Origin of the sequence: Streptomyces sp. NPDC006512, assembly GCF_040611935.1 — a bacterium.
Lineage (GTDB): Bacteria > Actinomycetota > Actinomycetes > Streptomycetales > Streptomycetaceae > Streptomyces.
Map to the genome: position 1 here is coordinate 18,393 of NZ_JBEXPG010000039.1, position 25,656 is coordinate 44,048.

The 25,656-nt window shown below is 69.5% G+C and carries 24 protein-coding genes and 1 pseudogene; 17 read left to right on the plus strand and 8 right to left on the minus strand.

What is annotated here, in order from left to right; all coding sequences use genetic code 11:
- Positions 1 to 79: 79 nt before the first annotated feature.
- Positions 80 to 826, minus strand: coding sequence for a site-specific DNA-methyltransferase (locus ABZZ17_RS25575; protein WP_356878879.1), 747 nt, complete (start codon positions 824 to 826; stop codon positions 80 to 82).
- A gap of 552 nt (positions 827 to 1,378) precedes the next feature.
- On the opposite strand from ABZZ17_RS25575, the gene ABZZ17_RS25580 reads away from it, so the two are divergent.
- The 7 genes from ABZZ17_RS25580 (at position 1,379) to ABZZ17_RS25610 (ending at position 8,539) form a co-directional block, all read left to right on the plus strand.
- Entirely contained in the window at positions 1,379 to 2,503 is a 1,125-nt protein-coding gene (locus tag ABZZ17_RS25580) for a C40 family peptidase (protein WP_356878881.1), read from the plus strand.
- Between the two features lie 71 nt (positions 2,504 to 2,574).
- Positions 2,575 to 2,883, plus strand: a complete 309-nt coding sequence (locus ABZZ17_RS25585) for a DUF6112 family protein (RefSeq protein ID WP_356878883.1) — start codon at positions 2,575 to 2,577, stop codon at positions 2,881 to 2,883.
- Positions 2,883 to 3,566: a hypothetical protein gene (locus ABZZ17_RS25590; protein WP_356878885.1), complete on the plus strand. Its 684-nt coding sequence runs from the start codon at positions 2,883 to 2,885 to the stop codon at positions 3,564 to 3,566. Before ABZZ17_RS25585 ends, ABZZ17_RS25590 begins: the two co-directional genes overlap by 1 nt.
- A gap of 55 nt (positions 3,567 to 3,621) precedes the next feature.
- Positions 3,622 to 5,001 (plus strand): ATP-binding protein, encoded by a 1,380-nt coding sequence (locus tag ABZZ17_RS25595; protein WP_356878993.1) that lies wholly within the window; start codon positions 3,622 to 3,624, stop codon positions 4,999 to 5,001.
- Between the two features lie 99 nt (positions 5,002 to 5,100).
- Positions 5,101 to 6,570, plus strand: a complete 1,470-nt coding sequence (locus ABZZ17_RS25600) for an SCO6880 family protein (RefSeq protein WP_356878887.1) — start codon at positions 5,101 to 5,103, stop codon at positions 6,568 to 6,570.
- 19 nt (positions 6,571 to 6,589) lie between these two features.
- The gene (locus ABZZ17_RS25605; protein ID WP_356878889.1) at positions 6,590 to 7,021 is read left to right on the plus strand and encodes a DUF6238 family protein; all 432 of its coding nucleotides are present in this window, start codon (positions 6,590 to 6,592) and stop codon (positions 7,019 to 7,021) included.
- Positions 7,022 to 7,036: 15 nt separating this feature from the next.
- Positions 7,037 to 8,539, plus strand: a complete 1,503-nt coding sequence (locus tag ABZZ17_RS25610; protein ID WP_356878891.1) for an ATP-binding protein — start codon at positions 7,037 to 7,039, stop codon at positions 8,537 to 8,539.
- Positions 8,540 to 8,629: 90 nt separating this feature from the next.
- Here the strand turns inward: ABZZ17_RS25610 and ABZZ17_RS25615 are convergent, their stop codons facing one another.
- Positions 8,630 to 9,910 carry a zinc-ribbon domain-containing protein gene (locus ABZZ17_RS25615; RefSeq protein ID WP_356878893.1) on the minus strand — a complete coding sequence of 427 codons (1,281 nt, stop codon included), beginning with the start codon at positions 9,908 to 9,910 and terminating at the stop codon, positions 8,630 to 8,632.
- A 1,450-nt stretch (positions 9,911 to 11,360) separates the two neighbouring features.
- On the opposite strand from ABZZ17_RS25615, the gene ABZZ17_RS25620 reads away from it, so the two are divergent.
- The 10 genes and pseudogenes from ABZZ17_RS25620 to ABZZ17_RS25665 all read left to right on the plus strand — a co-directional run bounded on the left by ABZZ17_RS25620 (position 11,361) and on the right by ABZZ17_RS25665 (position 19,476).
- Complete coding sequence (locus ABZZ17_RS25620; protein ID WP_356878895.1) at positions 11,361 to 11,858, plus strand: hypothetical protein; 498 nt, start codon at positions 11,361 to 11,363, stop codon at positions 11,856 to 11,858.
- Between the two features lie 218 nt (positions 11,859 to 12,076).
- On the plus strand, positions 12,077 to 13,813 hold the full coding sequence (locus ABZZ17_RS25625; protein WP_356878897.1) for a TraM recognition domain-containing protein: 1,737 nt from the start codon (positions 12,077 to 12,079) through the stop codon (positions 13,811 to 13,813).
- 2 nt (positions 13,814 to 13,815) lie between these two features.
- The gene (locus ABZZ17_RS25630; protein ID WP_356878899.1) at positions 13,816 to 14,985 is read left to right on the plus strand and encodes a DnaB-like helicase N-terminal domain-containing protein; all 1,170 of its coding nucleotides are present in this window, start codon (positions 13,816 to 13,818) and stop codon (positions 14,983 to 14,985) included.
- Entirely contained in the window at positions 14,982 to 15,587 is a 606-nt protein-coding gene (locus tag ABZZ17_RS25635) for a hypothetical protein (RefSeq protein WP_356878901.1), read from the plus strand. The genes ABZZ17_RS25630 and ABZZ17_RS25635 overlap by 4 nt, the downstream gene beginning before the upstream one ends.
- A pseudogene (locus ABZZ17_RS25640) lies at positions 15,577 to 15,759 on the plus strand (DNA methyltransferase); the annotation flags it as partial. The gene ABZZ17_RS25635 and the pseudogene ABZZ17_RS25640, both read left to right, overlap by 11 nt.
- 100 nt (positions 15,760 to 15,859) lie before the next feature.
- On the plus strand, positions 15,860 to 16,684 hold the full coding sequence (locus tag ABZZ17_RS25645; protein ID WP_356878995.1) for a DNA cytosine methyltransferase: 825 nt from the start codon (positions 15,860 to 15,862) through the stop codon (positions 16,682 to 16,684).
- A gap of 97 nt (positions 16,685 to 16,781) precedes the next feature.
- A complete protein-coding gene (locus ABZZ17_RS25650; RefSeq protein ID WP_356878903.1) occupies positions 16,782 to 17,369 on the plus strand; it encodes a DUF4913 domain-containing protein in 588 nt (195 codons plus the stop codon).
- Position 17,370: 1 nt separating this feature from the next.
- On the plus strand, positions 17,371 to 18,174 hold the full coding sequence (locus ABZZ17_RS25655) for a hypothetical protein (protein WP_356878905.1): 804 nt from the start codon (positions 17,371 to 17,373) through the stop codon (positions 18,172 to 18,174).
- On the plus strand, positions 18,171 to 18,653 hold the full coding sequence (locus ABZZ17_RS25660) for a hypothetical protein (RefSeq protein WP_356878907.1): 483 nt from the start codon (positions 18,171 to 18,173) through the stop codon (positions 18,651 to 18,653). Before ABZZ17_RS25655 ends, ABZZ17_RS25660 begins: the two co-directional genes overlap by 4 nt.
- A 25-nt stretch (positions 18,654 to 18,678) precedes the next feature.
- Positions 18,679 to 19,476, plus strand: a complete 798-nt coding sequence (locus ABZZ17_RS25665; protein ID WP_356878909.1) for a DUF317 domain-containing protein — start codon at positions 18,679 to 18,681, stop codon at positions 19,474 to 19,476.
- Between the two features lie 570 nt (positions 19,477 to 20,046).
- Here the strand turns inward: ABZZ17_RS25665 and ABZZ17_RS25670 are convergent.
- The 6 genes from ABZZ17_RS25670 to ABZZ17_RS25695 all read right to left on the minus strand — a co-directional run bounded on the left by ABZZ17_RS25670 (position 20,047) and on the right by ABZZ17_RS25695 (position 25,648).
- Entirely contained in the window at positions 20,047 to 21,009 is a 963-nt protein-coding gene (locus ABZZ17_RS25670) for a hypothetical protein (protein WP_356878911.1), read from the minus strand.
- Between the two features lie 436 nt (positions 21,010 to 21,445).
- Positions 21,446 to 23,173, minus strand: coding sequence for a relaxase/mobilization nuclease domain-containing protein (locus ABZZ17_RS25675; protein WP_356878913.1), 1,728 nt, complete (start codon positions 23,171 to 23,173; stop codon positions 21,446 to 21,448).
- A 4-nt stretch (positions 23,174 to 23,177) separates the two neighbouring features.
- A complete protein-coding gene (mobC, locus tag ABZZ17_RS25680; protein WP_356878915.1) occupies positions 23,178 to 23,615 on the minus strand; it encodes a plasmid mobilization relaxosome protein MobC in 438 nt (145 codons plus the stop codon).
- A gap of 185 nt (positions 23,616 to 23,800) precedes the next feature.
- Positions 23,801 to 24,028 carry a hypothetical protein gene (locus tag ABZZ17_RS25685; protein WP_356878917.1) on the minus strand — a complete coding sequence of 76 codons (228 nt, stop codon included), beginning with the start codon at positions 24,026 to 24,028 and terminating at the stop codon, positions 23,801 to 23,803.
- Positions 24,029 to 24,122: 94 nt separating this feature from the next.
- Complete coding sequence (locus ABZZ17_RS25690; protein WP_356878919.1) at positions 24,123 to 25,091, minus strand: DUF2637 domain-containing protein; 969 nt, start codon at positions 25,089 to 25,091, stop codon at positions 24,123 to 24,125.
- Positions 25,088 to 25,648 (minus strand): WhiB family transcriptional regulator, encoded by a 561-nt coding sequence (locus ABZZ17_RS25695; RefSeq protein ID WP_356878921.1) that lies wholly within the window; start codon positions 25,646 to 25,648, stop codon positions 25,088 to 25,090. The genes ABZZ17_RS25690 and ABZZ17_RS25695 overlap by 4 nt, the downstream gene beginning before the upstream one ends.
- Between the last annotated feature and the right edge of the window lie 8 nt (positions 25,649 to 25,656).

Here is a 25,656-nt window from a genome sequence, read left to right on the forward strand (position 1 = left end):
AAGGGCGGCTGCCGTCCGGTTGTCACCGGACGGCAGCCGCCCTTCTGTCGTTTCACCCTGCGGCCCAGGCGCAGCCGTCTCACTTGCCAGGCCCGGCCAGGGCGAAGTCGTCCTGTAGACACGTCTCGCGGAGACGCTCCTCGGCGAGGCCGGCGTAGTGGTCGGAGAGCTCGACGCCGATGAAGTTCCGGCCCTCCAACACAGCGGCCACGCCGGTGGAGCCGCTGCCGGTGAAGGGGTCGAGGACCGTGCCGCCTGGCGGGCAGACCTGGACGAGCTGCCGCATGACCTCCACCGGCTTCTGGGTGATGTGCACGCGGTCCTTGCGGGGCTGGGACGCGATGTAGTGGCCGGGCAGGTAGAGATCGCGGGTGTTGTCGAGGCTGCCCTTGACGCCCCAGACGATGAACTCTGAGTCCTGCTTCGGACCGCCCTTGCGGGGCCGGGAGGCGGGCTTGATCCAGGGGATGGTGCCGGACCAGGTCCAGCCGGCCATCTGGAGGGCATCGGTGGTGGTCGGTTCCTGCCTCCAGTCGGTGAAGACCATCGCCACCGCGTGTTCGCGGGAGGCCCGGTACGACTCGGTGAGCAGGTCGGTCAGCCAGGCGCGGTACGAGCGCTGGTCGCGGTTCTCGCCGGGGAAGTTCTGCAGGTCGTGCTTGGCGTCGCCGCTGGTGTACTTCGCGCGGGCGGTCCGCCCGGTTCGGGCCGAGCTAGTGCGGCCGCCCGAGTTGTAGGGCGGATCGGTGATCACTGCGTCCACGCTCGCGTCCGGCAGGGATTTGAGGACGGTGAGCGCATCTCCTCGGTGCAGCGTGTACGACACAGGTGCGGCCTTTCATTCGTCTTGTGGTCGGTCGCGATCCCAGATCTGTTGTGGAATCTGGGAGTACGCACCGGGGATTACCCCTCCGTAGAGCCTCGGGCGGCGCTCTCGTGGGATTGGTGCGGTGGAGGTTAACCGACTTCCCCAGCCACGCCGAATGAGCCCGCACTCGCCTCGAAGGCGGACCTTCGCGAATCCCCAGCCTGCTTGGTGCGGCCGGATTCCGTCTCTACAGTCTCGCCGAGTCCAGGCCCTGGAGCTGCTGGAAATTCGGAGGGACGTACCTCTCATGTGCCGAATGAGATTACGAGCGCGGCTGGCTGCCGCGCGTCAACACCAATGACGTAGATGCGAGTTAGCGACTCCCCTGCGTCATCGCTGCCTTTGGCTCGCTGAGGCCAAGCATTCACGACCAGTGCGGCACCGGTGGCCTTTCGACGAGAACTCCGGTGCTGCTCTGTCTACGAGTAAGGAGCTGCGGATGCAGCTTGCCCGGGCACGTCCTTCGCCCCGGCCCAGGTTTCGACGTAGGCGAGAACACGGCGGTCACCCGTGATCAAGGTTGCCGCGATAGCCGGAGCGGTAGCGGTCGCTCCACTGATCCTGATCGCGCCGCTCATTGTTGCCCTGATCGGCTCCTCGAACGCACAGGCTGCCTGCGGCGACCAGCAGGGTGTCGATACGGCCGCGGTGGCCGGGCAGGTGGAGTCGGTCCTCAAGGGCAGCAGCAGCGGCTCAGTGTCCGTGCCGGGCCTGGACGACCCCAAGGAACAGATCCCGAACGCCAAGGCGATCCAGGCGACCGGCGTAGCGATGAAGGTGCCCGTTCGCGGGCAGATCGTCGCGCTGGCCACCGCCCTGCAGGAGTCAGGACTTCGGAACCTCGACTACGGGGACCGGGACTCGCTGGGGCTGTTCCAGCAGCGCCCTTCGCAGGGCTGGGGGACACCAGAGCAGGTACGCGACCCCGTCTACGCCTCGACGAAGTTCTACGAGGGACTGCTCGAGGTGTCGGGGTGGGAATCGATGACCGTCACCCAGGCTGCTCAGGCAGTGCAGGCGAGCGGTTTCCCTGATGCGTACGCGAAATGGGAGCCGTTGGCGACAGCACTGCAGAAGGCCGTCAGCGCCGTCCTCCCCCAGGGCGGCGCCAACACCATCCCGACGGGCGGCACTCCAGCCCTGAAGGTCCTTGGTGGTGGGTGTGGTGCAGGAGGTGACGGTACGGGCTTCGGTCCGATTCCGCCCGGCTCGCTCCCGGCCGGGTACCAGATTCCGGCGGATGCCCCGAAGCCCGTACAGACGGCTATCCGTTGGGGCCTGGGGCAGCTCGGTACCCCGTACCAGTGGGGCGGTGCCTGCACCGAGCCGCGGGGCCCGGACCCGATGGGGCGGTGCGACTGCTCCTCGCTGATGCAGATGTCCTTCAAGGCCGGCGGAGTCTCGCTGACCCGGACCACGTACACGCAGGTCAACGAAGGACGCGCGGTGCGCGTCGACACCCTCCAGCCCGGCGATCTGCTGTTCACGCGCGGCACGGCCGCCGCACCCGAACACGTCGGGATGTTCATCGGCTCGGGGCTGATTCTGCACGCGCCACGGACCGGTGACGTGGTCAAGATCTCGACCCTCGCGGACTGGAAGCCGGACGCGCTCGCCGCTCGCCGCGTCGTCTGACCGGGCTCCCTCCCCTCTCCCCCATCCCACTCTCGGGCCTCCCCATGCCCATTTTCGAACTGGAGTTCCCTATGAAGTTCGTTGAGAAGGTCCAGTTCCTCGCGTACGACCCTGGCGTCTCACCCCGCGAGGGTGGCCTTCCCGGACTCGACGTCCTCAAGAACGTGATCAGCTCCATCAACCTGTTCGGCATCATCGCCGTGGTCGGCGCGCTGGCCATTTCCGCGCTCCTCTGGGCATGGGGCCATCACAGCGGCGGCCACCAGGCGGAGGCGAATGGCAAGAAGGGCACCGTCGTCGCGGCGGGTTGTGCCCTGCTGCTCGGCGCCGCCAACGGCATCGTCGCGTTCTTCTCAGCGATGGGCACGCAGGTCCACTGATGCCGAAGAAGCGTCTCTCCGAGGGAAGGCACAGCGCTCCTGCCAGCTCGTCGGTCTGGCGGCGGATCCTGATCGGTGCTGTCGTTCTGGCCGTACTGACCGGGGTGGCCGGACTGCTCGCCTACTTCACCCGCACCGATGCCGGCGGTAGCCCGAAGGAACCGGAGGCCAGGGCTTCGGCCGCTCCGTCCGTCCCGGCCAAGCCCTCCGCGGGATCGGGGGGCGGCGCCCCCACTCCGCCCACGACCAGTGACCCGATCGCCTTCGGGAAAGCGGCAGCGCAGGCCCTGTGGAGTTATGACACCCGCGCCCTCTCCCAACCCGAGCACCTGACCGGCCTCCAGCGGTGGATGACAAGCGAGGCGAAGTACGCGGACTGGGCCTCCGTCACCAAACAGATCCCTGACCCGGTGCTGTGGTCCCGGCTGCGGGACAACCAGCAGCACATCACCGCCACCGTGGGCGAGGGGCACTTCCCCGAGGTATTCAAGGCAGCCCTGGCCGCCGACCCCGGTGCCATCACCTCCGCCTACGTCTACGCCGTCACCGTCTCGGGGCGTCAGTCCATCGCCTGGGCCGGTGCCGGCGGTGGAGCGGAGGCCCGCTCCCTCACGCTCGCGGTTCAGTGCCGGCCGCAGCAGAGCTGTGCGCTGGCCGGCGTCCTGCCGACCGTCTCGCCGTGACTCCCCCCGTCCCTGAAAGGAGGTACCCCCTGTGGGAGCCTGCGACATCCCCATGATGGACAAGGTCTGCGGCATCGTCGGCGGCGTGGTCGGTTCCACCGGCGAAGCCGTCACCGACGGAATCGGCGCGTGGATCGCCAAGTCCATGGGCGAGATGGCCCAGGGCGGCGCCGATCTCGCCGCCCAGGCCGTCGACCAGACCACCGGCATCGATCTCAACGCCGAGTGGTTCCGCTCGAACTACGAGCTGCTGCTGCCGATCGGCCTCATCTTGACCGTCGGCACCTTCTGCCTGCAGCTGATGCGCGCCGCGTGGCGCCGCGACGAGCGGGCGCTCGCCCAGGCCGTCAGCGGCACGGTCGGCGGCGTGATCTTCGCGTTCGCCGCCATCGCCTTCACCACCGTCGCCCTCACCGTGGTCGACGCGTTGAGCGCCGGCTTGTTCCAGGCGGCAAACAGCTCGATCGACGACGCGGTACGCCGCATGATCAAGGTCAACCTCTACGGCGCGATGTACGGCTTGGGCTGGGGCATCCCCTCCATCGTCGCTCTCGGCGCCGCCGTCGGGGCGTTCCTGTACTGGGCCGTGATGGTCGCCCGCAAGATCGGGATCCTGGTCCTGGTCACCTTGGCGGTCTTCGCGGGTGCCGGCGGCGGCTGGGAGGTCGCCCGGCGCTGGCGGCGCGGGTGGATCGAAGCCACCGGCACGCTGATCGTCAGCAAGATGCTGATGACGATCGTGTTCCTCCTCGGCATCTCCGCCATGGGCAAGACCGATCCGGCGGACGGCCTCGGTGCCCTGTCGGACGCCATGGCAGGCATCGTGATCATGGTGCTGGTTCTGCTGTGCCCGTACGCGACCTACAAGTTCGTCCACTGGGCTGCGGACGGCGGCGGGCAGGAGGATCTGCACCGCACCGGTGTGTCGGGCGCGGCGGTGGCCGCTCGAGCCGCGAAGACGGCGGGGCAGCTCGCTGTCCAGGCCAGTACCGGTATGCCTGCTCCACAGGGACCGGCAAAGGTACCGGGCCAGGGCTCCGACGGTGTCGTCTCCGGGATCGATCCGAGCGGAGGCTCGGGAGAGATCTCCGGCGGTGAGCAGAAGCAGACCAGCTTCCGATTCGGCGAGGACGCGGGCGGCACGGGCGACAAGGGCCGCGCACTCATCCGTCGGCCTCCCAGTGATGGTGACCGCGGGCAGCCGCTGATCCAGCGTCCCAGCCAGGACACCGGAAGCGGGTTGACCGGTGCCGCCTCGGCCTCGTCCGGGCCGACGCCGCAGGGCTCCGGGGGATCGGCCACGCAGCCGATCCAGGTATACCGGGCCGCTCCCCGTACCGGCTCGGCGGGTCCCGTCGGCGGGCCGACACCGCAAGGCGACGCCACATCTCAGTGGTGGGTCTACCCCAGTCAGCAGAACGGTCCAGCCTCCTAGCTCTGCCCAACCAGGGGGCGGGCCGTGGTTTGTGCGGCCTCAGCCCGCCCCCGTCCCTCACCTCGTGCCTTCTCTCGACGTTCCAAGGACGGCCTCGCCATGCCCTTCGACTCTCCACAGCCCGATGGCCCTGCCACGGTGAAGTTCCCCCACCGCTCGCGCCGTGGCGTCCTGCTCGGACTGTCCGCGCCACAGCTCGTCGCCGCCACCATCACCGGCCTGCTCCTGCTCGCGGTGCTGATGGCCTCCGGTGTAGCCAGCGCGCTCAAGCTGATCCCCCTGTGGACGCTCATCCTCTCGGCCGTCTTCGTACGCCATCGCGGCCGGTCGCTCGCCGACTGGGCGCCGATCGCCCTGCGGTACACATGGCGACGCACCAAGCGCCAGCTGGTCTGGCTCACCCGGCCCTCCAGCCGACCGCGGCGCGACGGACTGCTCCACCTCCCCGGCACCGCCGCGTCCCTGCGCGTCGTCACCTCGCCGGACGGCCGTCTGAGCGCCGTACACGACCCCCACAACGGAACCCTCACCGCCGTGGTCAAGGTCTCCTCCCGGGCCTTCGCCCTGCTCGATCCCTCCACCCAGAACCACAACGTCGCCGGCTGGGGCCGCACTCTCGCCGCGCTCGCTCGCACGGGCCACATCGCCCGGGTCCAGGTGCTGGAGCGCACCGTGCCGGACAGCGGCGACTCCCTGAACCGGTACTGGGGCGCGTACGGCAATCCCCAAGCGCACCTTGCCGGGCCGGTCTACGCCGACCTGCTGACCGCGGCCGGCCCGGCCGCAGCCCCGCACGAGAGCTACGTGGCGCTCGCCCTGGACCTCAAGGCGGGCCGCCGTCTGATCAACCAGGCCGGTGGCGGGCTCACCGGCAGCTTCGCCGTCCTCACCCAGCTCACCTCCACCTTCGACCAGGCCGCCCGCACCTCCGGCCTCACCCCGTCCGGGTGGCTGCTCGCGACCGAGATCGCCGCCGTGATCCGTACGGCTTACGACCCCAAGGCGCTGGCAGCCCTCGACCAGTGGTCGGCCACCGGACGACCGCAGGCCGACCCGGCTGCCGCCGGCCCCGTCGTCCTGGTCGAGAAGGCAGACCGGATCGAGACCGACTCGGCCCACCACGCCACCTTCTGGATCGAGAACTGGCCCCGGATCGAAACCTCTCCCGGCTTCCTGCACCAGCTTCTCTTCACCTCTGGGGTACGGCGCACCCTGTCCCTGACCTACGAGCCCAAGGGGCTGGACGCCGCACTCAAGGACGTACAGCGCAAGAAGGCCACCGTGATCGCGGACGCCGCCGAGCGCCAGCGCAAGGGCCAGGTCGACTCCGAAGAAGACTCGGTGGAGTACGCAGACATCAAGGACCGCGAACGCCAGCTCATAGCCGGCCACGCCGACGTCGCCCTGACCGGGTTGATCACCGTCTCCGCCGACACCGCCGAGCAGCTCAACTCCGCCTGCGCGGCCATCGAGACCGCGGCCGTCGCCGCCCTCGTCGACCTCCGGCCGCTGACCTGGCAGCAGGCCGAGGCCTTCACGAACGCCGCCCTGCCGCTCGCCCGCCCGTAGCCGACCGAAGGGGTTCCTCATGCCGACCGAGTCCCAGGCGGAGCTGGCGTACGCCACCGAGGCCCTCGACTTCCACCGGGCGATCACCGTCCCGGCAGGACCCGTCGCAGCGAGCCGCACCGAACTGGACGGCCTGCACCGCCATCTCCTCTCCCTGTACGCCCTGTTCGACGCGCATGCGACGCGTACTCAACCGCTGGCCAGGGCAGAGGCCGACCAGCTACGGGCGGCCCGGATCCGGATATGGCAGGCGGCGGAGCATCTCCACGGCGCCTTTCACGCAGCTCCCCGCCCCAGCACGGGCCTCGTCCCCTCGCGCGAGGAGTGCCGCAGCCGCCTCCCGCAGGGAGCGCCCGAGCTGACCATCTGCCGACGCCACCTGGAGACCGCCGTCCTCGTACGGCGCGACCACACCCCCGCCGAGCTGCGCGGCCCGTCCACCCGTCTCTGATTCAGGAGCACCACCATGTCCTCCCGCACCCGGGCGACCGCCAGCCCCCTCTTCGTCCCGCACAAGACCGACCGTCGCTCCGCCCGCGTGGCCCGTGACGAGTTCGCCGCCGCCCGCGTACAGGCGAGGCACGCCTCCCAGCCGGAGACCATCCGTACGAAGACGGGCGCCGCCCCCGAACTGCGCCCCACCTACCCGGCCGCCGGCCGACCTGGACCGGACTCCGGCCGCGGTGGGCGGCTCAAGCTCCCCGCCCACCGCATGACAACTGCGACCGCGAGCGGCGCGTACCCCTTCCTCGCCGAAGGCGGTCTCGGAGCCCAGGGGATCTACGTCGGACAGGACGTCCACGCGGAGGCGGCGTTCACGTACGACCCGTTCGCCCTCTACGGGCGCCTGGAGGGCTTCACGAACCCCAATATCCTGCTCGCCGGAATCATCGGCATGGGCAAGTCCGCCCTCGCCAAGTCCCTCGCCGTGCGCGCTGTGGCCTTCGGTTACCGCATCTACGTCCCCTGCGACCCGAAGGGTGAGTGGACGGTCGTCGCCCAAGAGCTGGGCGGCCAGACCATCGCCCTGGGCCCCGGTCTCCCCGGCCGGCTGAATCCCCTGGACGCACCAGCCAGGCCTCACGCCGTCAGCGAGGCCGACTGGACCACCGAGGTCCGCAAGCGACGCCTCCTGCTGCTCGGTTCGCTGGCGAAGACCGTTCTCCGACGCGAACTGCACCCCATGGAGCACACCGCCCTCGACATCGCGCTCGACCACGTGGTGGCGTACCGCACGTCGACCGGCACCACCCCTCTGCTCGGCGACGTCGCCTACGTTCTCGGCTCCCCCGAGCAGCTCGAGGCCGCCACCGGCGACCGGTCGGGACGCCTCGGCCACGTTGCTGAAGACCTCGCTCACGCGCTCCGTCGTCTCATCCACGGCGACTTGGCCGGTATGTTCGACGCGCCGTCGACCGTCCGCTTCGATCCCGGCGCGCCGATGCTGTCCATCGATCTGTCCCGGCTCGGCGGGGCGGGCGACGACACCGGCCTCGTCCTCGCCATGACCTGCGCGAGCGCCTGGATGGAATCCGCCCTCTCCGACCCGACGGGCGGGCGCCGCTGGGTGATCTACGACGAGGCCTGGCGCGTGATGCGGCACGTCGCCCTGCTGGAGCGCATGCAGTCCCAGTGGAAGCTGTCCCGGGGCCTGGGCATCGCGAACATGATGGTCATCCACCGCCTGTCCGACCTGTTGACGGCCGGGGACGCGGGTTCGCGCGGACGAGCGCTGGCCGAGGGCCTGTTGACCGACTGCTCGACCCGGATCATCTACCGCCAGGAGGCCGACCAGCTGGCCACCGCGGCAGCCGTGCTCGGGCTGACCGGCGTGGAGACCCAGGCGGTCTCCGCCCTGACCAAGGGCCGCGGCCTGTGGAAGGTCGCCGGCCGGAGCTTCATCACCCAGCACCTGCTCCACCCGCGGGAACGGAAACTGTTCGACACCGACCTCCGCATGACCGCGTAAGCCCGTGGGTGCCTCGGCAGCCGTGATCAGTAGACCGATGCGACCAACACGTCGAGCCTTGACGCACGCCGTGGCGAGGCCGAGGCAGCTTCACTCTGAACCCGACGTCACCTGCCCGAGCGCCCACTGCTTGACGCGCGCAATCGTGGCATCCGGGTCAGGCGCCGTCGCGTGGACGAAGAACTCCGTGTAGCCCGGCTCGGAGATCGGCAATGCCGGGAGGGGGTGCTCGCGCAGGCGGACCACGAGGTGCCCGGCGGCGAGCAGGTCCCGAGACTTTTCAAGGTCGAGGTCGCCCTTGTCCGCGTGCCAGTAAGAACCGTCATATTCGATGACGAGCTTCTGGCCGTGCGGCAGTTCGACCGAGATGTCGACGAGCCAGGCTGCGCGACGGGCGAATAGATCGTGGCGAAGCGACTGACCGGATGCAGCATTGCCAAAGGCCCGCTCAGCAGCGGCATGGTGGTCCAGCTCAACCTGCGACTTGCCGTGTTCCCTGCACTCCGGGCAGCCGCTGCCGCCCGTCCGGGACGCCAAGGAGACCTGCCACACGTGCTCGGGGCTTGCCGCACACACCCAGGTGGGCACGAACGGCGTCAGACCCGTCGGACGCACCTGCCACGCGGAGACTGGATTCGCAGATGACCACTCCGCGGCCAGTTCAGGGAAGTGGTAGGCGAGCGAGTCAAGGATCGTGCGGCAGACCGGGCATCGGAGCCGCTGCCCCTTGTCGCGCTGCGCTGGTGTTTCCTGCCACTCGTGGCCACAGCCCGGGTCCTGCCACCACCGGGCCTTGCGCGACCCAGGTGACACCGTCGCCAGTTCGACGGCCCCGTTCTTGACCGGATGCCACTGCGAGGCGATCTCCGCTCCGAGTCCGAAGGCAGCAGGGTCGACCTCGGCAAGCAGTGTCCGCTCGATCCGCGTGTCCTGGCTGCGGCAGGACGGGCACCCCGACTTCAGGTACGTGTGCGGCGAGATTCGCGGGTGGTGTCCTTGCGGGCAGCGGAATCGGCGCAGCGGCCCAGAGCCCGCGACGGTCACGGTGCGCGGGTCCTCGTCATCGGCCCACGCCGCGAGCAACTCGGGTACGTCGGCAACCGGCGTCACCGTGTAGCGCTCGTACTCCGCGTTCTGTGCGGCGCGGCGCTTCGGTTCGCAATCGGGGCACTCCGGGGTCGTGACCATGTCGATCACTCTCTTCGGGAACTGCAGCCCGCAATCGGGGCAGCGCCACGAGACCTCTCGAAGGGCTCTGAGCCCAACGGTCTCCCACGCGGCGGCGTCGTTGGTCCCGTGATCCCACCAGTCGAGGACGGGAAGGTCACTGTCCTTGAGCAGGTCGCGCTGCTTCGCCTTCGGCTGCGACACGCGGGAAGTCTGCCGGTCGCGACGGGGATTGGTCTGACACCGGCACCCGAACGCGATGTCTCCCATCCGATCTGCGCTCAAGCGCTCGCAGAAGCGGCAGCGAACGTGGTGAGGGTCGTCCTCGAGCGACGGATCGGTCAACGGTCCGATGTAGTCGTAGCCATGCTTGTCGGCGTGCTCTCGCGCTTCCGCAAATGAGATGGGAGCCAAGTTCGCGTATGCGCCATTGAGGTCACGGGAGTCCTGTGCCCACCCTTTCCAGTAGCACGCCCGGCACGTGGCTTCCCCGCTCGCGTTCTTCTCGACGGTGTACTCGAGTCTGTAATGCGCTTCGCAGCTACACACCAGGCACCGGGTCAAGCGCCATGCCGTCGGTTTGACGAAGGGTTCCAGAGGTTCGAGGCCGCCCCTGTGAAGAATCGCGGTGATGTGGGCATCGCACCAGGCAGCGCGCGAGCGCGTCCGGAACGCGGCCGGCTGCGAACAGCTCGGCTCTGAACAGGGCTGGGGCGGCGCCGTCCGGGGCGACATGGAACTCATGTGCGGATTGTCCCATGCCTACGGTGGCCCATGCCCCCGGTCGGTCGAGTGGCAGGCACGGGCAATACAGATCCGAGTCCTCGCGGAAGGGCCGCCTTCGCCCCGCCTGAGCAAGGGCCCCGAACCTCGTGTCGAAATCGCATACACCTGATCCACGGCTCGGCCAAGTCCGGTGTCCGGAGCGACCCTTGCGCTCCGCGGCCTCGCGGACCTGTAACGGCTCCGCTGACACCAACCCCCGCACCGAGATCGGTACGCCGAAGGAGCTTCAGCCAGTGGCCTTCCCCCTTGAGCCCGATGTCGCGTTCGGTTGGCACCCGGGCCTCGGTGTTGCGGCTGCCGTCGCCGACGCACGTCCGTACCTGGACGAGGTCCTGCGCGGACACGGGTTCAGCCACAGCGCGAGCAGGGACCTCTACCTCCTGCCGGCAGGCACACCGCACGCGGCCGCGGTACGCGCGGCAGCCGGCGCCAGTCGGCGGTTCCAGGAGGCTCACCTGACCGTCGTGGCTGACCCGCGGCTTGCTGGCGTACAGTCCGGCCACCAGCCAGCTGCCGCCAGGCAGGGCGTCGTCGGCGTTAGCGAGGTCCTGGAGCAGATCCGCGACCGGCACGGCGGCGCGGCCGTCGATCCCGGAGCGCTCATCGACCGGGCAGCCGCCAGGTGCGACCAGATGGGCACCTCCAGCGGCGTCGACCTTGCTCACGATCTACGTTCGCTCTCCGCCGAGTTGGCCGACTCAGCCAGCCCTGCGAGCCGTGCGTCACAAACGCGGGCAGCCACAGCCTCCTCGGTCCGTCGCCCGGGTCCGCCATCCACCCCACCGGACGCTGCCCCACGACCTGGCTCGCCTCCGGTCAGCGCCAGGCGTGCCCGTTGAGTCCCCAGCCCCGAAAGGAATGCACTTTTATGGCCGTCAAGACTCTGTGGTCGATCGATCACGACTGCGGACACACCACGCAGGCCGATCTCTCCGACCGTCCAGCCGATCGCCGTGCCGGCTACGCCCGGTGGCTGGCGGGGCGCAACTGCACGGACTGCTGGCAGTCCGGCCGCGGCGAGGACGCCGCGTCGCGATCGGAATGGCTGGAGCGGAAGCGCTCCGCCGAACAGGCGCGCGCGGACGAGTGGGCCGAGCGGTACCGGATGCCACCGTTCGAAGGCACCGAACGCGCTCTCGTCTGGGGATCGCGGTGCCGTCACCAGCTGGTGACGGCGGCCTACACGGCACTGGTCGTGGAGGGTCGGATGAGCGACACCGCGTGGGAGGAGTTCGAGGGGTCCCTGCGGCCGCTCACCCGCGCCGGCTGGTGGATCGATCAGCGGGACGCCGACCCGGAAGACCTTCCCGAGCTCGTCGAAGCGGCCACCTCGGACGACCGGCCCACCGAGAACCCGTTCTTCTGAGTAGCACGTCGAAGCTGCCCCCGCGTTGCCCTTGGACCGCAGGTCAGGTACTCGACCGACAGCCCCTGCAGGCACCCAGGAGCCCTCCCGTGAACCGCAGACCCCTCCACGCTCGCGACTACCTCTCCCGCCCTCGTTCCCCCTGACCGGACTGTGACTTGCCCTCACCTCGCACCCGTACGCCCACGTCCACCACCGGCACCGACTTCCTCCTCTACGTGCTCCTCGCAGCTGTCGGGCTCGGAATCGGTGCCGGATCCCTTGCCTGGCTGTTCGGCAACCTTGCCGACTCGCTGATCGGATCCTCCGGGCCCTGGACCGCGTACGAACCGATGGCGGCCTTGCTCCACTCGTCTGAGGCCTGGCCGGGTCTCCCCCGGGTGGCTCTTGTCATCGCCTGCTACGTCTTGCCCGCGCTGACCGTCCTGGCGGCCGCGCTGGTGGGCGGAGGTATCTGGCTCCGCCTCCGTGGCAATCCGAAGGGGTTGGCCGGACAGCGTGAGCTCGCGTCCCTCCTGCCGAAGGAGGGTGCGGCGAAGTCCATCAGCCTGCGTCCCAGCCTCACGGGCAGCAAGCCCAAGGACGTGGCCCCGAACGATCGCGGGGTGCTGCTCGGTACGCTGCAGCCCGGTCGCAGGGAGATCCGCTCCTCGTGGGAGGACGTCCTGCTCGCCATCATGGCGCCGCGTTCCGGAAAGACCTCGGGCCTCGCGATACCGGCGATCCTCCGCGCGCCCGGGCCCGTGATGCTGACCTCGAACAAGGCCGCCAACGACGCCTTCACCGCCACCTTCGACGCCCGCGCGGGCGTCGGAAGGGTCTGGACACTCGACCCTCAGCAGATCGCCCACGCGGATCGGACCATGTGGTGGGACATCCTGGCCGACGCCCGTGACCTGGCCGGCGCCCGCCGTCTGGCGGGACACTTCGTGACCGCCTGCGTCGACGAGTCGAGCGCCGGTGACTTCTGGTCCACGGCCGCGGCCAACACCCTCACCGCGCTTTTCCTCGCTGCTGCCAACGACGGCCGCCCGATCACCGACGTACTCGGCTGGCTCGCCTCTCCGGCTGACCGCACCCCCGTCGACCTGCTGCACGACGCGGGGCTGGAAGCCGTGGCAGCCCAGCTCCACGGCACGGTTGCAGGCGCCGTCGAGACGCGCGACGGCATCTTCGAGACGGCGAGGCAGTACGCGAGCTGCCTGCTCGACCCGGGTATCGCTTCCTGGGTCACCCCTCCCTCGAACACGGCCGAGGTGCGGGAGTTCCGACCGGAGGCGTTCGCCACCAGCGGGGACACCCTGTTCCTGCTGTCGAAGGACGGAGGCGGTTCCGCCTCCGCGATCATCGCGGCCGCTGCCGACGCGGTGATGCGCGCCGCGGTGATCCAGGCCGAACGCGACGGTGGCCGGCTCGATCCTCCCCTGCTTGCGATCCTCGACGAGGCCGCAAACGTGTGCAAGATCAAAGACCTGCCCGACCTGTACTCCCACCTGGGATCCCGCGGGGTCATCCCGATCACGATCCTGCAGAGCTACCGGCAGGGACAGCGCGTCTGGGGCGACGCCGGGATGGACGCGCTCTGGAGCGCTTCGACGATCAAACTCATCGGATCGGGCATCGACGACGCCGACTTCGCCGACAAGCTCTCGCGCCTGGTGGGCGACCACGACGTGCGCACCGTCTCGGTGTCCACCAGCGAGTCCGGCAGGTCGACTTCGGTGTCGATGCGGCAGGAGCGGGTGCTGCCTGCCGATGCGATCCGCGCTCTGCCCAAGGGGTCCGCGCTCCTCCTCGCGACCGGCATCCGGCCGACTCTTCTCAGCCTGAAGCCTTGGTACCGGGAGCCGGACGCCGACCGGCTTGCCGCCGCATCGGCGAAGTCCACCGCGGCCATCACCGAGCGGGCCGTCGGCAAGGTCGTCGACCAGAACGAGTTCGGCAAGGCGGCATAGGTATGACACCGCTGCTTTACGCGGAGCAAGCCACCCTGGGTGCGGTGCTCCTGGAGCCACACCAGCTCGGCCGACTCGCGCCCTGGCTTCAGCCGGCCCACTTCTACCGTCCGATCCACCAGGCCCTGTACGCCGCGGCCCTCAAGCTGAGGGACGACGGTCACCCCGCCGCCTCGCTCGGGACGCAAGAACCCATCCCCCTGTCGTGGCTGGCCGACACCGTCGTCGAGGCTGGCACCCAGACCCGGGGCGTCACGGCGTCGTACGCCCATCAGGTCGTCTCCTCCTGTCCCCGTCCCGATCATGCCGTGGTGTACGGGCGGATGGTGCTGGAGGGAGCGATCCGCCGCTCTGTCGCGCAGCATGCGACCCAGCTCCATCAGGCCGCTCGCGCCGATGCTCCGCGAGGAACATCGGAGGAGTCGGTCCGCCAGGCCGAGGCGCTCGCGACGGCCCTCAGCGACCTCGGCGGCCGGTGGGGCACCGACGTACAGCCGGTCCCGCATCCGCTGCCACCCCCATTTGTGCCGGCCGAACCGGACGAACAACTGCTGGCTGAAGAGGAGTACCTGCTCGGCAGCCTCAGTGCCCGCCCCGAGCAGCTGGGCCAGGTGGTGGGCTGGCTGCATCCCGGGGACTTCGCCGACGCCGGCCATCAGCAGGTCTACCGAGCGTTGGGAGCTCTGCACCATCGGGGCGAGCCCGTCGACCAGTTGACCGTGCTGTGGGAGATCCAGCGTCGCGGCGCGCTCGCCGACCGGACGCTGGATACGGATCGAGTGCTGCGGATCTGCGATAGCTCATCGCTCGGCGGGGCCGCGGAGCACTACGGCGAGCGCGTGGTGCGCGCAGCCCTCGTCCGCACCGCCGCCGACACCGCTCGTCGGGTACGCGCCCTGGCCGACAACGAAAGCCTCGCTCCGGGGAGGCTGATCGGCCACGCCCTGCATGCACTTGGGCCTCTGAGCGCCGTCCACGACCGCTTGCGCACAGCCACCGGTGACGTGCCGGCCTCCCCGCCTGCGCCTGCCAGGGCGGCACCGGCACGTGAAGCGCGAGCTGATGCCGCGCGTATCCGCAGCAGCGCCCGTCGTCCGGGCTCGCCCCCAGCCCCGGCCTCCACTCCACATCCCGTCTCCTTCCGCCCTGCCCCACGACGGAGTCCCTCATGACCGTACGAGCAGTCCACCCGCCCGACGAGACGTTCGCGCTCCACACCACGGGCCGTGCCTTCGAGGAGGTGCGGGACATCGTCGAAGTTCCCTCGAGCCGCAAGGAGATGCCCGATCTCTTCGTCGCGGCTGACCAGCTTCAGCGTCTGTCTGCGTTGATCGCGGACGTATCCGATGAAGTCCTGTTCCGCGTTGCCACCGATACGGCGGAGCCCGACCCGGGACCGGTGATCTTGGCCTATACCTCGGCGCTCGTACCCGCCGGACGGGCCATGGAGGCCCTGACCGCATCGGCCGAGCAACTCGGCTTCCTCCGACGCTTCGCCCACGTCCTGCCCGGCGCTCCGGAGCTCGAGGAGGGTCGGGAGGCGGCGTTCCTGGTGGTGCAGGATCGCCTGGAGACCGCGCGCGTGGAGCTCGGCGACGCTGCTCAGGGACTGTACGGCGTTGCCGCCCGGCTCGGCGGCGCCCCGCCACGCTCCGTGGCCGCGCTCAGCCGCTCTGCCCGCATGACGGACGCGACCGCTTTCACCTCCCCGGCACCCCGATCGACGCCACCCGCACGGCTCGCGTACACGCCCGCTCCCCGTCATGGCCGATGACCACGTGAGGCCCGGCAGCGGGCCACTCATCGGGAGCCTCTGCTCGGGCTACGGCGGACTTGACCTGGGCGTTCAAGCAGCACTGGGCGGGACCGTCGCCTGGCACGCCGACATCGATCCCGGCGCCACTCGAATCCTCGCTCGGCACTGGCCAACCGTTCCGAACCTCGGCGACATCTCAGCCGTGGACTGGGCCACCGTGCCCGAGGTCTGCGTCCTGACGGCCGGCTTCCCCTGTCAAAGACGTCTCGGTAGCTGGCCGCCGAGCCGGACTGGCCGAAGGCACCCGGTCCGGTCTCTGGCACCACGTCATCCGTGCCGTCGAGGCCCTCAACCCCTGTCTGGTGGTGATCGAAAATGTCCGTGGACTGCTCACCTCGCCCGCCACTTCCCCTGGCGCGATGGAACTCTGCCCGTGGTGCCTGGGAGACGCTGCAGATCAGCCTGCTGTGCGGGCATTCGGAGCCGCACTCGGCTCCCTGGCCGACCTCCGGTTCGATGCACGCTGGTGCGTCGTACGCGCCTCTGACATCGGAGCGCCACACCGCCGCGAGCGGGTCTTCCTCGCTGCTTGGCCTTCCTCCCACCGCCGCGCTGTTCAAGACACCGACCAGCAACCTGGCGACGAACGGTGGAAGCCAGCATCCCGCGAAGCGCAAGCAGGGCGGCCACGGTCCGAATCTCGCGGACGAGGTGGAGTGGCTGTTGCCGATGCCGACGCGCGCCAAGACGACCAAGGCTTCATCCGGCCTGCCCTGCTCCAAAAGGAGTCCGCGCCTCCTTCATTCTCCGCCGCTGCTCTTCACCCTTCCGGACTCGACATCGAGCGGTGGGGGCCCTATGCCGCGGCCGTGGTCCGATGGGAAGCACTGACCCGTCCTGCTCCCGCACCGACCGATCCTGCGGGTCGTTTGAGTCCCCTGTTCGTCGAGTGGATGCAAGGACTGGAAGCGGGATGGGTCACCTCAACGCCTGCACTCAGCCGACCGGCTCAGCTCAGCGCCCTGGGGAACGGAGTGGTGCCGCAGCAGGCCGCCGCCGCGCTTGCGGGGCTCGCTCCTCCAGTGCAGGGCTGCCCGCATCGTCGGGCGAAGTGATGTGGCGGGGCTCTACTCCGGATCTCCGGCTGAGCCAAGTCGCCGCTTCCCCGGACCCTCGACATGCCATCCATCCGACTCCGCCAAGGGGCTCGCCATGCCCGAACATGCCCACGCCGGGCCGGTACGCGTCTCGGACCACGACCTGGACGACCTCGTCGCCACGGTGACGCGCCTGGTCACGGACAGCCGGAAGCACGACGAGAAGATCTCGCGCCTGGAAGAACCGGCAGAACTGATCGAGGACTCCAACCTGGCCTCGAACCTGCGGCCGATGCTGTCCGGCTCAGGGGACGCACCCCACTCCCCTTCGGACGCTTCGTCCTCCTTCTTCATCTTGGCATTGGACGGCACTGCGTACACGGACGAGCTGGCTGCCCTGACGGACTGGGTCCACCACCTTCTGCTGCCGGTATACGGCCGGGAGATCACCACCAGTCGTCCCTGGTGCGGACAGTGGTCCGAACACCCCGAGGCCGTCGCCCGCCTGCATGGCCTGTGGCTGGCATGGCAGCAGCTCACCGATGCCGAGGCCGGCCCCGCTGGGCCCTCCACATGGCACCGGGACCATCTTGATCCCGCCTGGCAGCAACTCCGTTCCCCTGAAGGCCCTTTCGGCGCCTGCACCACCAGCCCCACGCGGCCCGCGCACCGGCTCCTCTCTGCACCCGAAGCGGTGGTCTGAGATGGGATCCACTGACAAATCTGCAGGCCCGCCGGACTTCCGAATCACCGGCTTCGAACCGGTCAGTGCCTTGACCGAGGACTCCTACGAGCTCGTCGCGTCAGCGGAAGAGGACCTTGCCGTCGTTGCCGCGCACCACAGCGCCAATGGCAGGGACACCTACTTGGTCCTCTACGACGCCACCGCGATCTACGGCAACCCGGGCGCCCCGGCCTACGTCGCCGTGCACGTCACCAGGGACCTCGAACGGCGAGTCTTCGACTTCAATCACGCGCACCACCCCCTTCTGCCTTTGGCACAGAACTGGCTGATCGCGAAGGGCTGTCCGCCGGATGCCGTCCGCACACCCACCGACCGCGGGCCCCAGCCGGCAGACGCCCTGACCTCCCGGCTCGAAGGACTCCTACGGACCAATGTCGGGCAGCGGTACCTGGTTCTGGACCACTACACCGATCACCAGAGCAACTCCAACGCCGGGGCCCGGACTTCGACCCTCGTCCACGATCGCCACCCTCTCTCCGCTGCCCACCCGTACAGGGTGTTCATGGAAGAGGTCACCCAGGACTTCGGGACCTACACCGTGCGGGAAGGAGCATTCAGCAGTATCGAGGCTGCGGACCTCTGGATTGCCGCTGTCGACCTACCGCTGCCGCCGGCACCAACGTCGGTCCAGGGGCAACGTGCTGACGCAGCGCGCATCAGGACGACATGCGCCGACGCAGCGGTCTCGGCACCCACGGATGCCACGTGGACCGGTGAGCGAGTCGGAAGGACACCAGCCGCGCCCCGCCGGCGTTCGCGATGAAGACGGCCCGATTCGCCTTTGCCGCTCATCCCGACGCCCTGGCTGACCTGCGCAGGGTGCCGGATCAAATTCGGGATCTGGCCCTGCTGGAACTGCAGCACCTCGTCCACGGCAACGAACGCGGGGCAGCCATGCAGCGCGAGCTCGCCGGATGCCACAAGGTCTACGTGGATCCCGAGACACGCTGGCGACTGGTCATCCAGTTCCGTGACGCGCCGTCCTCGTCCCAGCACCGACGGGAGATCTACCTGCTCGCGGTCGGCGAGCGCCAAGACAACGCCGTCTACCGCACCGCCGCACGGCGCCTCCACCGCATACCACCGGCCGATACCTCTGACCGCGTCAACCCGCGAGCCCAGGCTGCCCGCGCCCGATCCATGCACCCGATGTTCGTACGACAGCCATTACCCCAGGAGGTTCCCGCCTTTGCCTCTTACCCCGACCGCTCCGCAGCCCGCCCCGGACGCAGGACCCCGTGATGCCGAGGGGATCCTCGTCGCTCCCGTGGCCCTGGCTGGGAGCGGATCCAGCCGGACCGGCTCCGCACCTCTGGACGAGGCCGCGGGCTGGTCCAAGGTCATCGCCTTCGGGACCGATGCGTACTACACCAGCCCGTGTCAGAGGGTTCGGATCGCGAACCCCGTAGAGGGTCACTACGGCGGCTGGACCATCACGTTCGCCGAGGACGCTCTCGGCGTACCGGACTGGATCACCACGTTCGACCGGGACACGCCCGCCGAGGTGGTCACCGCTTTCACCACCACACTCGTCGAGGGCTTGGGCAACACCTTCCGCGACCGCCTCCGGGGCGGGAAGCACTACACCCCCAGCAGCCCGGCGGCCCTCCTCGCCGAACGCGACTGGCACCCGGCTGACCGTCAGCCCGGAGCCCACTACCAGCTCTCGCCGGACGGCCATTCCGCCTATCGGATACGCATCGGCCGACTGCACGAATACGACGAACTGATGGACCCCGAGCTCTCCACATGGCGACTCTCCGGGGGCTTGGATCCCCTCACCGCGCCGACCTGGCAGGCGTACTTCAGCACCAGCACGCCCCAGCACCTGATCGCAGCCTCCGCCATGGCACTGGCGGACCCTGCTCCGGTCTCGCGGGTCGCCCACGCAATCCCGGACCTCCATCTCCCGCTCGTCACCGTCCATCCCGCCTCTGGACCACAGCAACCGCGGACCGCTGCAGCCCTTGCCCGGTCCACGAGGGCACCAGGGAACCCCGGCACTGCTTTGCCCATCGTTCCGGCTCAGGCCGCCTACTCCGCCCCGCCCCGTCGGCAGCGCTGACGCCCAAGTGGACACCGGCGCTTCGCCCAGAGCAGACGCGCATCCGCCGCGATACTGGGGATTCTTGGAAACGGTTCTGGCATCTCTTCCGGATGCTGATGGTGATCTCCAAGTGGAACATCGGTGCGTGCGAATGACCGCTGGTCGCGCGACGGGCGTTTAAGCCGGCCTGCTGGCCAAGCGGCAGCCGCGAGCAAGTCCGTTGGCTGCAGTCCGCCAGTCTCAGGGGGTACAACACCTCCGTGCCAACAGGCTGCGACAAGATCACCAACAACATCCGAAGTGTGAGTCAGAACCCGATCTCGAGCACCAACACCGCCTGAGCGTTAAACAGCGTGATCTTTTCGCGCTCCCGCGAAGGACAGGTACCTGCCCGAGAGCGGGCTGAGCTGGATTCGACGGCAAGCCGTCACGCTCACAGAACCACTGGGACCCCACCGCCTGAGATGCACGACACGCGACCGCCGCCGGGTATCAGGGCCGGATGCGCAGGTGACCATTTCTGGAGCGCACGGCGGGTGATGAGGGCGCACCGCCTGCCACAAACGCCTCCCGCAGCCTCACTCATCGTCACGGTGCGGGACTGGCCGCGTTGGGGCCGTCGATGGGTTCCTTCATGGCGCGGATAAGCCGGGATGCTTCCGCAAGGCCGTGCTTGTGAAGCAACATCAGATACGTCGTAAGGACGAAGGCAGGCAGACTGCCGACGAGTACGCCCACGGTCGGCAGCCCAAACCGGTCGCCAGCAAGGCAGAGCAGGAGAACGAGCAGCGCCGACTTCACGGAGGCCCGTACCAGGTACCGTCCTGCGATCCGATCGGGATCGAGTTCGGTTTCAGGGAGCTCATCGACGGGCAGCAGGCGCGTGAAGCGACCGGAAGCGAGGTTGCCGACCACCTCCGTGACGTGGAGCCCCAGCGTCCGGGCGGCCTCCCGGGGGTCGTCAGCCAGCTCGGCAGCATCGCTCTCCAAGGCTTTGAGTACGCGCTTGGCGTGGTCGCCCATCTGGGCTCGGATGTCACCCGCGTGACCGAACTCCTTGGCCACGTCCCCCGGCAGCTCCCAGAACATCTGGCGGAGATCAGTCGTCTTGTCGGCAAGCTTCGCCGCTTGGGTGTAGTCGCCCGCCTCCCCGGTAGCCACGGCGGCGGCCATGGTCACCAGATCGAGCAGGCCGTACAGCGGCCGGTAACACCCGGCAATGAAGTCCCCCTTCCACGCCGAGATGATCCAGACGCCGGCCAGGGTGCATCCGAGCAGCGTGAAGAATGAGCTCGGCGTGCCCAGGTCGAAGTAGGCGAACCATGACGAGCACTCGGCAGGGGAAAGGGTGAAGCGTCCGCCCGGTGTGCACGCAGGTCCATGGACCGCCGCTCCCGAAAGGGCGATCGCGCCGAACGGGTATCCCACACGGCGCAACCTCCGGAGGAAGGTCCACCTCCGGTAACCGAGGGCTTTGCGGATCATCTCCATGTCGAGTGGTGCGCCCAGCTCGGCCGCAGCCTTCCCGGCAGGAGCGAGATGCTTTTCCACTCGGCGGTGGTGCAGGCGGACCATCGGGTGCCGCCACGTCGGTGTCTCGGTAGTGCTCAACTTCCCCCCTCATGAACGGATGAAGGGAAGCGTAGGACGGATGCCTGACAAGGCGTCACGCGATTCGCATGCTGGAGCGTATGCGTCCACGAGGGCCTGATAGTCAGCCGGCAGCCGGATCGCGGGCTCTGCAAGGAGCCGGTCCCAGTCAGCGGGTCCACGTAGCGGTTCTGGGCCGGGCCGAGCATCGCCGTTTCGGCCGGTGCAGCTGCGGCGCCTGTCAGCCCGCGAGTGCGCCGTCATCGCGGCAGAACCGAGCTGTCCTCTCTGGGAGATCGGACCTTGCATGCTCTGCGCGGAACCCATTCCCCGTTACGGCCGATACAGCCCTCTCGCGTGCTCCAGCTGCCGGGCGACCACCCAAGCCCGGTGAGGGTCACCGCCGGGGGCGGCGGTTCACCCCGGCAGCGGCACGGGCTGTTCCATCAGTGTGCTCCGCAGCGCCCTGCCGGATGCTCACTGTTTGGGCGTCCCAGCGATGGGGGGCGGCCCCAGCCGTTGCGGGGAGTTTCGCCGTTCGCCGCACGCGCCAGACCAGGACGTCCGTGATGTTGTCCGCGGACTCCAATTCGCGCTGGTCGATCGCTCCCTGAAGCAGCGCCGTCGGCTCGTAGCCTGCCCGTTCGGCTTCGTCTAGCGTGGCCGCGAGTGCGTCCCAACCAGGATCGGCCAGAACCTGATCGGCACGCTCGGGAAGAGTCGAGCTCACGGCGTCAGCATGTCGTCGCCGAGTTGAGGGAGTGAGCCGTCGACCCTGCTCGCGCATCGCGCCGAGCGGGGACGCGGAGGACGAACGGTATGCCGCTCGGAGGTGCCAGGCCGCCTGGCGGGCGGCGGCGGCTTGTTGGGCGTGGCCGCGGGCCGAGTGCCAGTGCACGGCGGCGATCGTGGCGAGGACGAGCGTGGACAGCAGCATCGCGGTGGCGCCGCCGTCTTCGCCTCGACCGAGGGCGTCGCCGGCACGGACGATGCCTCGTGCGGCGGAGCGGATGGCGCGGTTGCCCGAGCGTGCTGCGCGGATGTGGGAGCGGGTGGCGCGTTCGAAGGCGCTTGCTGCCTGGTGCAGTTCGCCGCGTGTCGAGACGGGTGAGGTGTGGGCGAGGGCGTCGAGCAGTTCTCCCATGCCGACGAGCTGGGCTGCTGCGTCTTCGTCATCGTCTGCCGTGAGAGTGGCTGCGGCGCGCTCGACCAGCGGGGCGGCGGTGCGACGGGTACGGGCCGGGCGCGGATGGTCCTGGTCGTCGCCACTGGGGCCGTCGTCCAGGGGACCAGCAGCGAGACGTTGGCGGATCTTCGGGAGTGAGAGGTCGGGGGCCAGTTTCGAGCCGGAGAACCAGATGGGTTCCCCGTCCCGGTTGCGGTCGCCGGGAAGGGCCACCTTGTAGCCGAGTGTGTCGCCGGAGGGTGCGAGTCGCTTCTCGACACGGAGCCCTGCCTCCCTGAGCCGCCGGTAGAACTCCTCTTCAGTTGCGGCTCCTGCCAGGGCCTGGCGTACCGATGCACGGAGGGTCTCCCGGCTCGGCTCAGGGCGGCCGGTGCGTTCTGCTTTCGATCGTTCGGCACTCGTCGGGCGCTGGGCGGCAGTGCGGTCACCCGGATTGAGGACCTGGAGGCCGAACTCGGCTTCGATCCGCCGGCATTCCGCCTGCGCCCGGATGCCGTCCTGGTGCCGTCGCGGTCGGCGCCCGTCTTGGCGTACGAGGGTGGCGACGAGGTGGATGTGGTCTTCGGCGTGGCGTACGGCGATCCAGCGGCAGGCCTGGCCGTCCCCCTCTTCGGCAATGCCCGTGGCGTGGATGATCCGTCGGGCGACCTGCGCCCATTCGGCGTCGGTCAGCCGACGGTCGCCGGGGGCGGTTCGTACGGGGCAGTGCCAGACGTGCCGAGCCGGGCGTCGGTGCTTCGGTAGCGCCAGGACGGGCAGGTCGAGTCGGTCGGTGAGCTGCTTGAGGGTGGCGGCGGGGTCTCGGCCCGGGTCGGGGGCCAGCTCTGGCAGCCAGGAAGCCACCAGGTGGGGGTCGGTGTGCTCGTCTCGGCGGCCCGGGCCGTAGAGGTAGGCGAGGAGCCCGTACGTCCGACCCCCGGTGGAGATGTCGGGTACCACCCGGTCAGCGCTTCGCGAGCTGGGTTGCGGCGCCTTCGACCCGGGTGGCGGCGCGCAGGACGCGGCGTACGGCTTCATCGGCGTAGTCCGCATGGCCGCCGCTGTTCAGTACGCGGGCGATCTGGTTCAGGTTGTTCCCGACGCGGGCGAGCTGGGTGGTTGCGCTCATCAGCTCGGCGACAAGGCCGCGCTGGTCGAGGAGCCAGGTCTTCGGGCCGTGCTGGGCCCGGGCGACGGCGACTGCGGCGTCGGCGAGGAATCCGGCGGTCTTCAGTCCGACGGCCTCGGCGGCGCGTTGAACGTCGTCGAGTTCGTGTCGGGTGAGGCGGACGCTGCGTACGTGGTCGCGCTGCTCGTGCTGGCGCAATCGGGGGCGGGTGCGCGTGGCGGCGCTGGGTAGCTTCTCCTCCCCTGGCTGCGGTCCGCCCCCGGTCGCAGCCATCGGATCCGGCGCCCCCTGGTGCCTGTCCTCCCCCGCCCCTGAGGGGGCGGGGGCATGCGCTTCCGAAACTCCTCCGCTGCCACGGGCTGCGGAGGAGTTTCGGAAGCTACAGCTTGCTCGGCCGGGTGCCGGGCAGTGGTGCTGCTCGGGGCCGTTGGGAGGCTCAGGCCGTTCGACGGCACGGCTCACCGGTGCCGCTCCGATGTGGGGCGGCGGAGGTCGAGGAGGGTCCGGGCCACGTAGTCGATGGCGAGCACGGGGTGGTGGAGGGTGAAGGGGGTGCTGGTGGTGGTGCGCCAGACGGTCCATGCGCCGTCGGGTCCGTGCTCGAACCGGTGCAGGTGGCCGTGGGCCAGGAGCACGGTCATCCAGGTGTCGACTTCGGCCCGTGTCGCGGGGGTGGTGCGCCGCATGGTGTCTCCGGTGGTGCGTGGGGGGCGTGGTGTTCGGTTCTGGCCCTCGGCTGCCCTGGTCGGGTGCCGGGGTGGTGCATGGGATCGTCCGAGGTCACCGAGGCCGGGTGTCCTGGCCGACGGCCTCGATCCGCAGTTGGTCCATCAGGCCGGTGAGACGGTCGTTGGCCAGCGGGAGGCCCTGGCCGCGGATGGCGTCCGCGACCACCTGGCGGGTGGCCTTGCCTGCTTCGGTCACCGCGCGGCGGGCGATCGGGAGGAGGTCATCGATCACCGGGACAGTGACCGGGGGCGCCGGGTGAGCTGTCCGAGGGCCGCGCGCGGGACGGGCAGCGGAGGTCGCCGTCAGGTGCTGGCGGGCGGCTTGCGCAGGTCTGTTGCCGGCGGCCGGGCTCTCGTCGGGCGCGCGGCTGTGCTGCGTGTCAGGGGCGGGCGCTGGCCGCAGGACACGGTCACCGGCCGGGTTCGCCTCGGTCACCTGCCCGATCCTCCGCTCAGGGGTCGCCTGGGCTCGGCTGTCAAGCCCGGGCTGGTCGGCGAGCGAACCGGAAAGCCGACCGGAAGTCACTGGGGTGACGGTCACTCGGGCCGTACGGCCGTCCCGGTCGCCCGGCTGACCGGGGACACCGGACACCTCTGTCCGGCGGGCGATGAGGATGTACAGGTGGACGCTGCCGGCGAGGGCGAGCGGGGCGAGAGTGGACAGGATGCCGACGGTCAGGTCACCGAGCCGGAGTCCGGCTCCGGAGGACTGCTGCTGGTTGAGGCGGATGGCGTGGAGGGCGTTGGCCCAGATCGAGGCAGCCGTGGCTCCTCCGAAGAGCGTCCAGACGTAGGTACGGGCGGTGAGCGGCGCGGTACTCATGACGAGCAGCGCGCGCACCCCGTAGGCGATGAAGCCGTCGATCACGAGGGGAAACAGGTACGTCAGGAATCCGCGGACGTGGATGGCGGTGGCCATCTGCTGGAGCGCGTCGTAGGAGAGCGCACAGGCGGCAGCACCGAGGATGACGATGGCGGCGCGGTCCCAGCCGTTGATCCGCGCTGTGGCTCGGCCCGTCATGCGGCCCTACCGAGCTCCGTGGGGTCGGTCGGCAGTACGGCGTCGGCGGGCCCGGCCTTCTGGGGCTTCCTCGTGCCGATGGCTCGGTTGCGGAACTCTCGGCGGGTCTTGCGGTAGAGCTTCCCAGCGTGGTCCTCGGTGACCTTGAGGAGGCGTGCGAGCCGGTCGATGTCGGTACCGGTCTGGTAGGCGGCGCGGGCGACGGCCTGGCGCTCGGCTCCGGTGAGGTGGATGTCGCGGCCGGCGAGGGCGGCGTCGACTCGCGCGTAGTCAAGACGGTTGGCCAGCTTGCTGTGCAGCGAGGCTCGCTCTTCCTCCGTCATGCCGCCTCGGATGCCTTCGCGGTCGCCGTTCTCGAGGGCGGCGTCCAGGCAGGTGCGGCGGACGGGGCATTGGCTGCACAGGGTTTTCGCCGCACGGATGCGGTCGGTCTCATCAGGGTCGGGGAAGAAGAGGCCCAAGTCGACTCGGTGGTGCGGGGTCGATCGGCAGGCGGCTCGGTCCTGCCAGGTGTGGTCACCGAGGGTGCGAGGCGTGTGGGGGTCGGGGGTGGTCATGCGGGTGT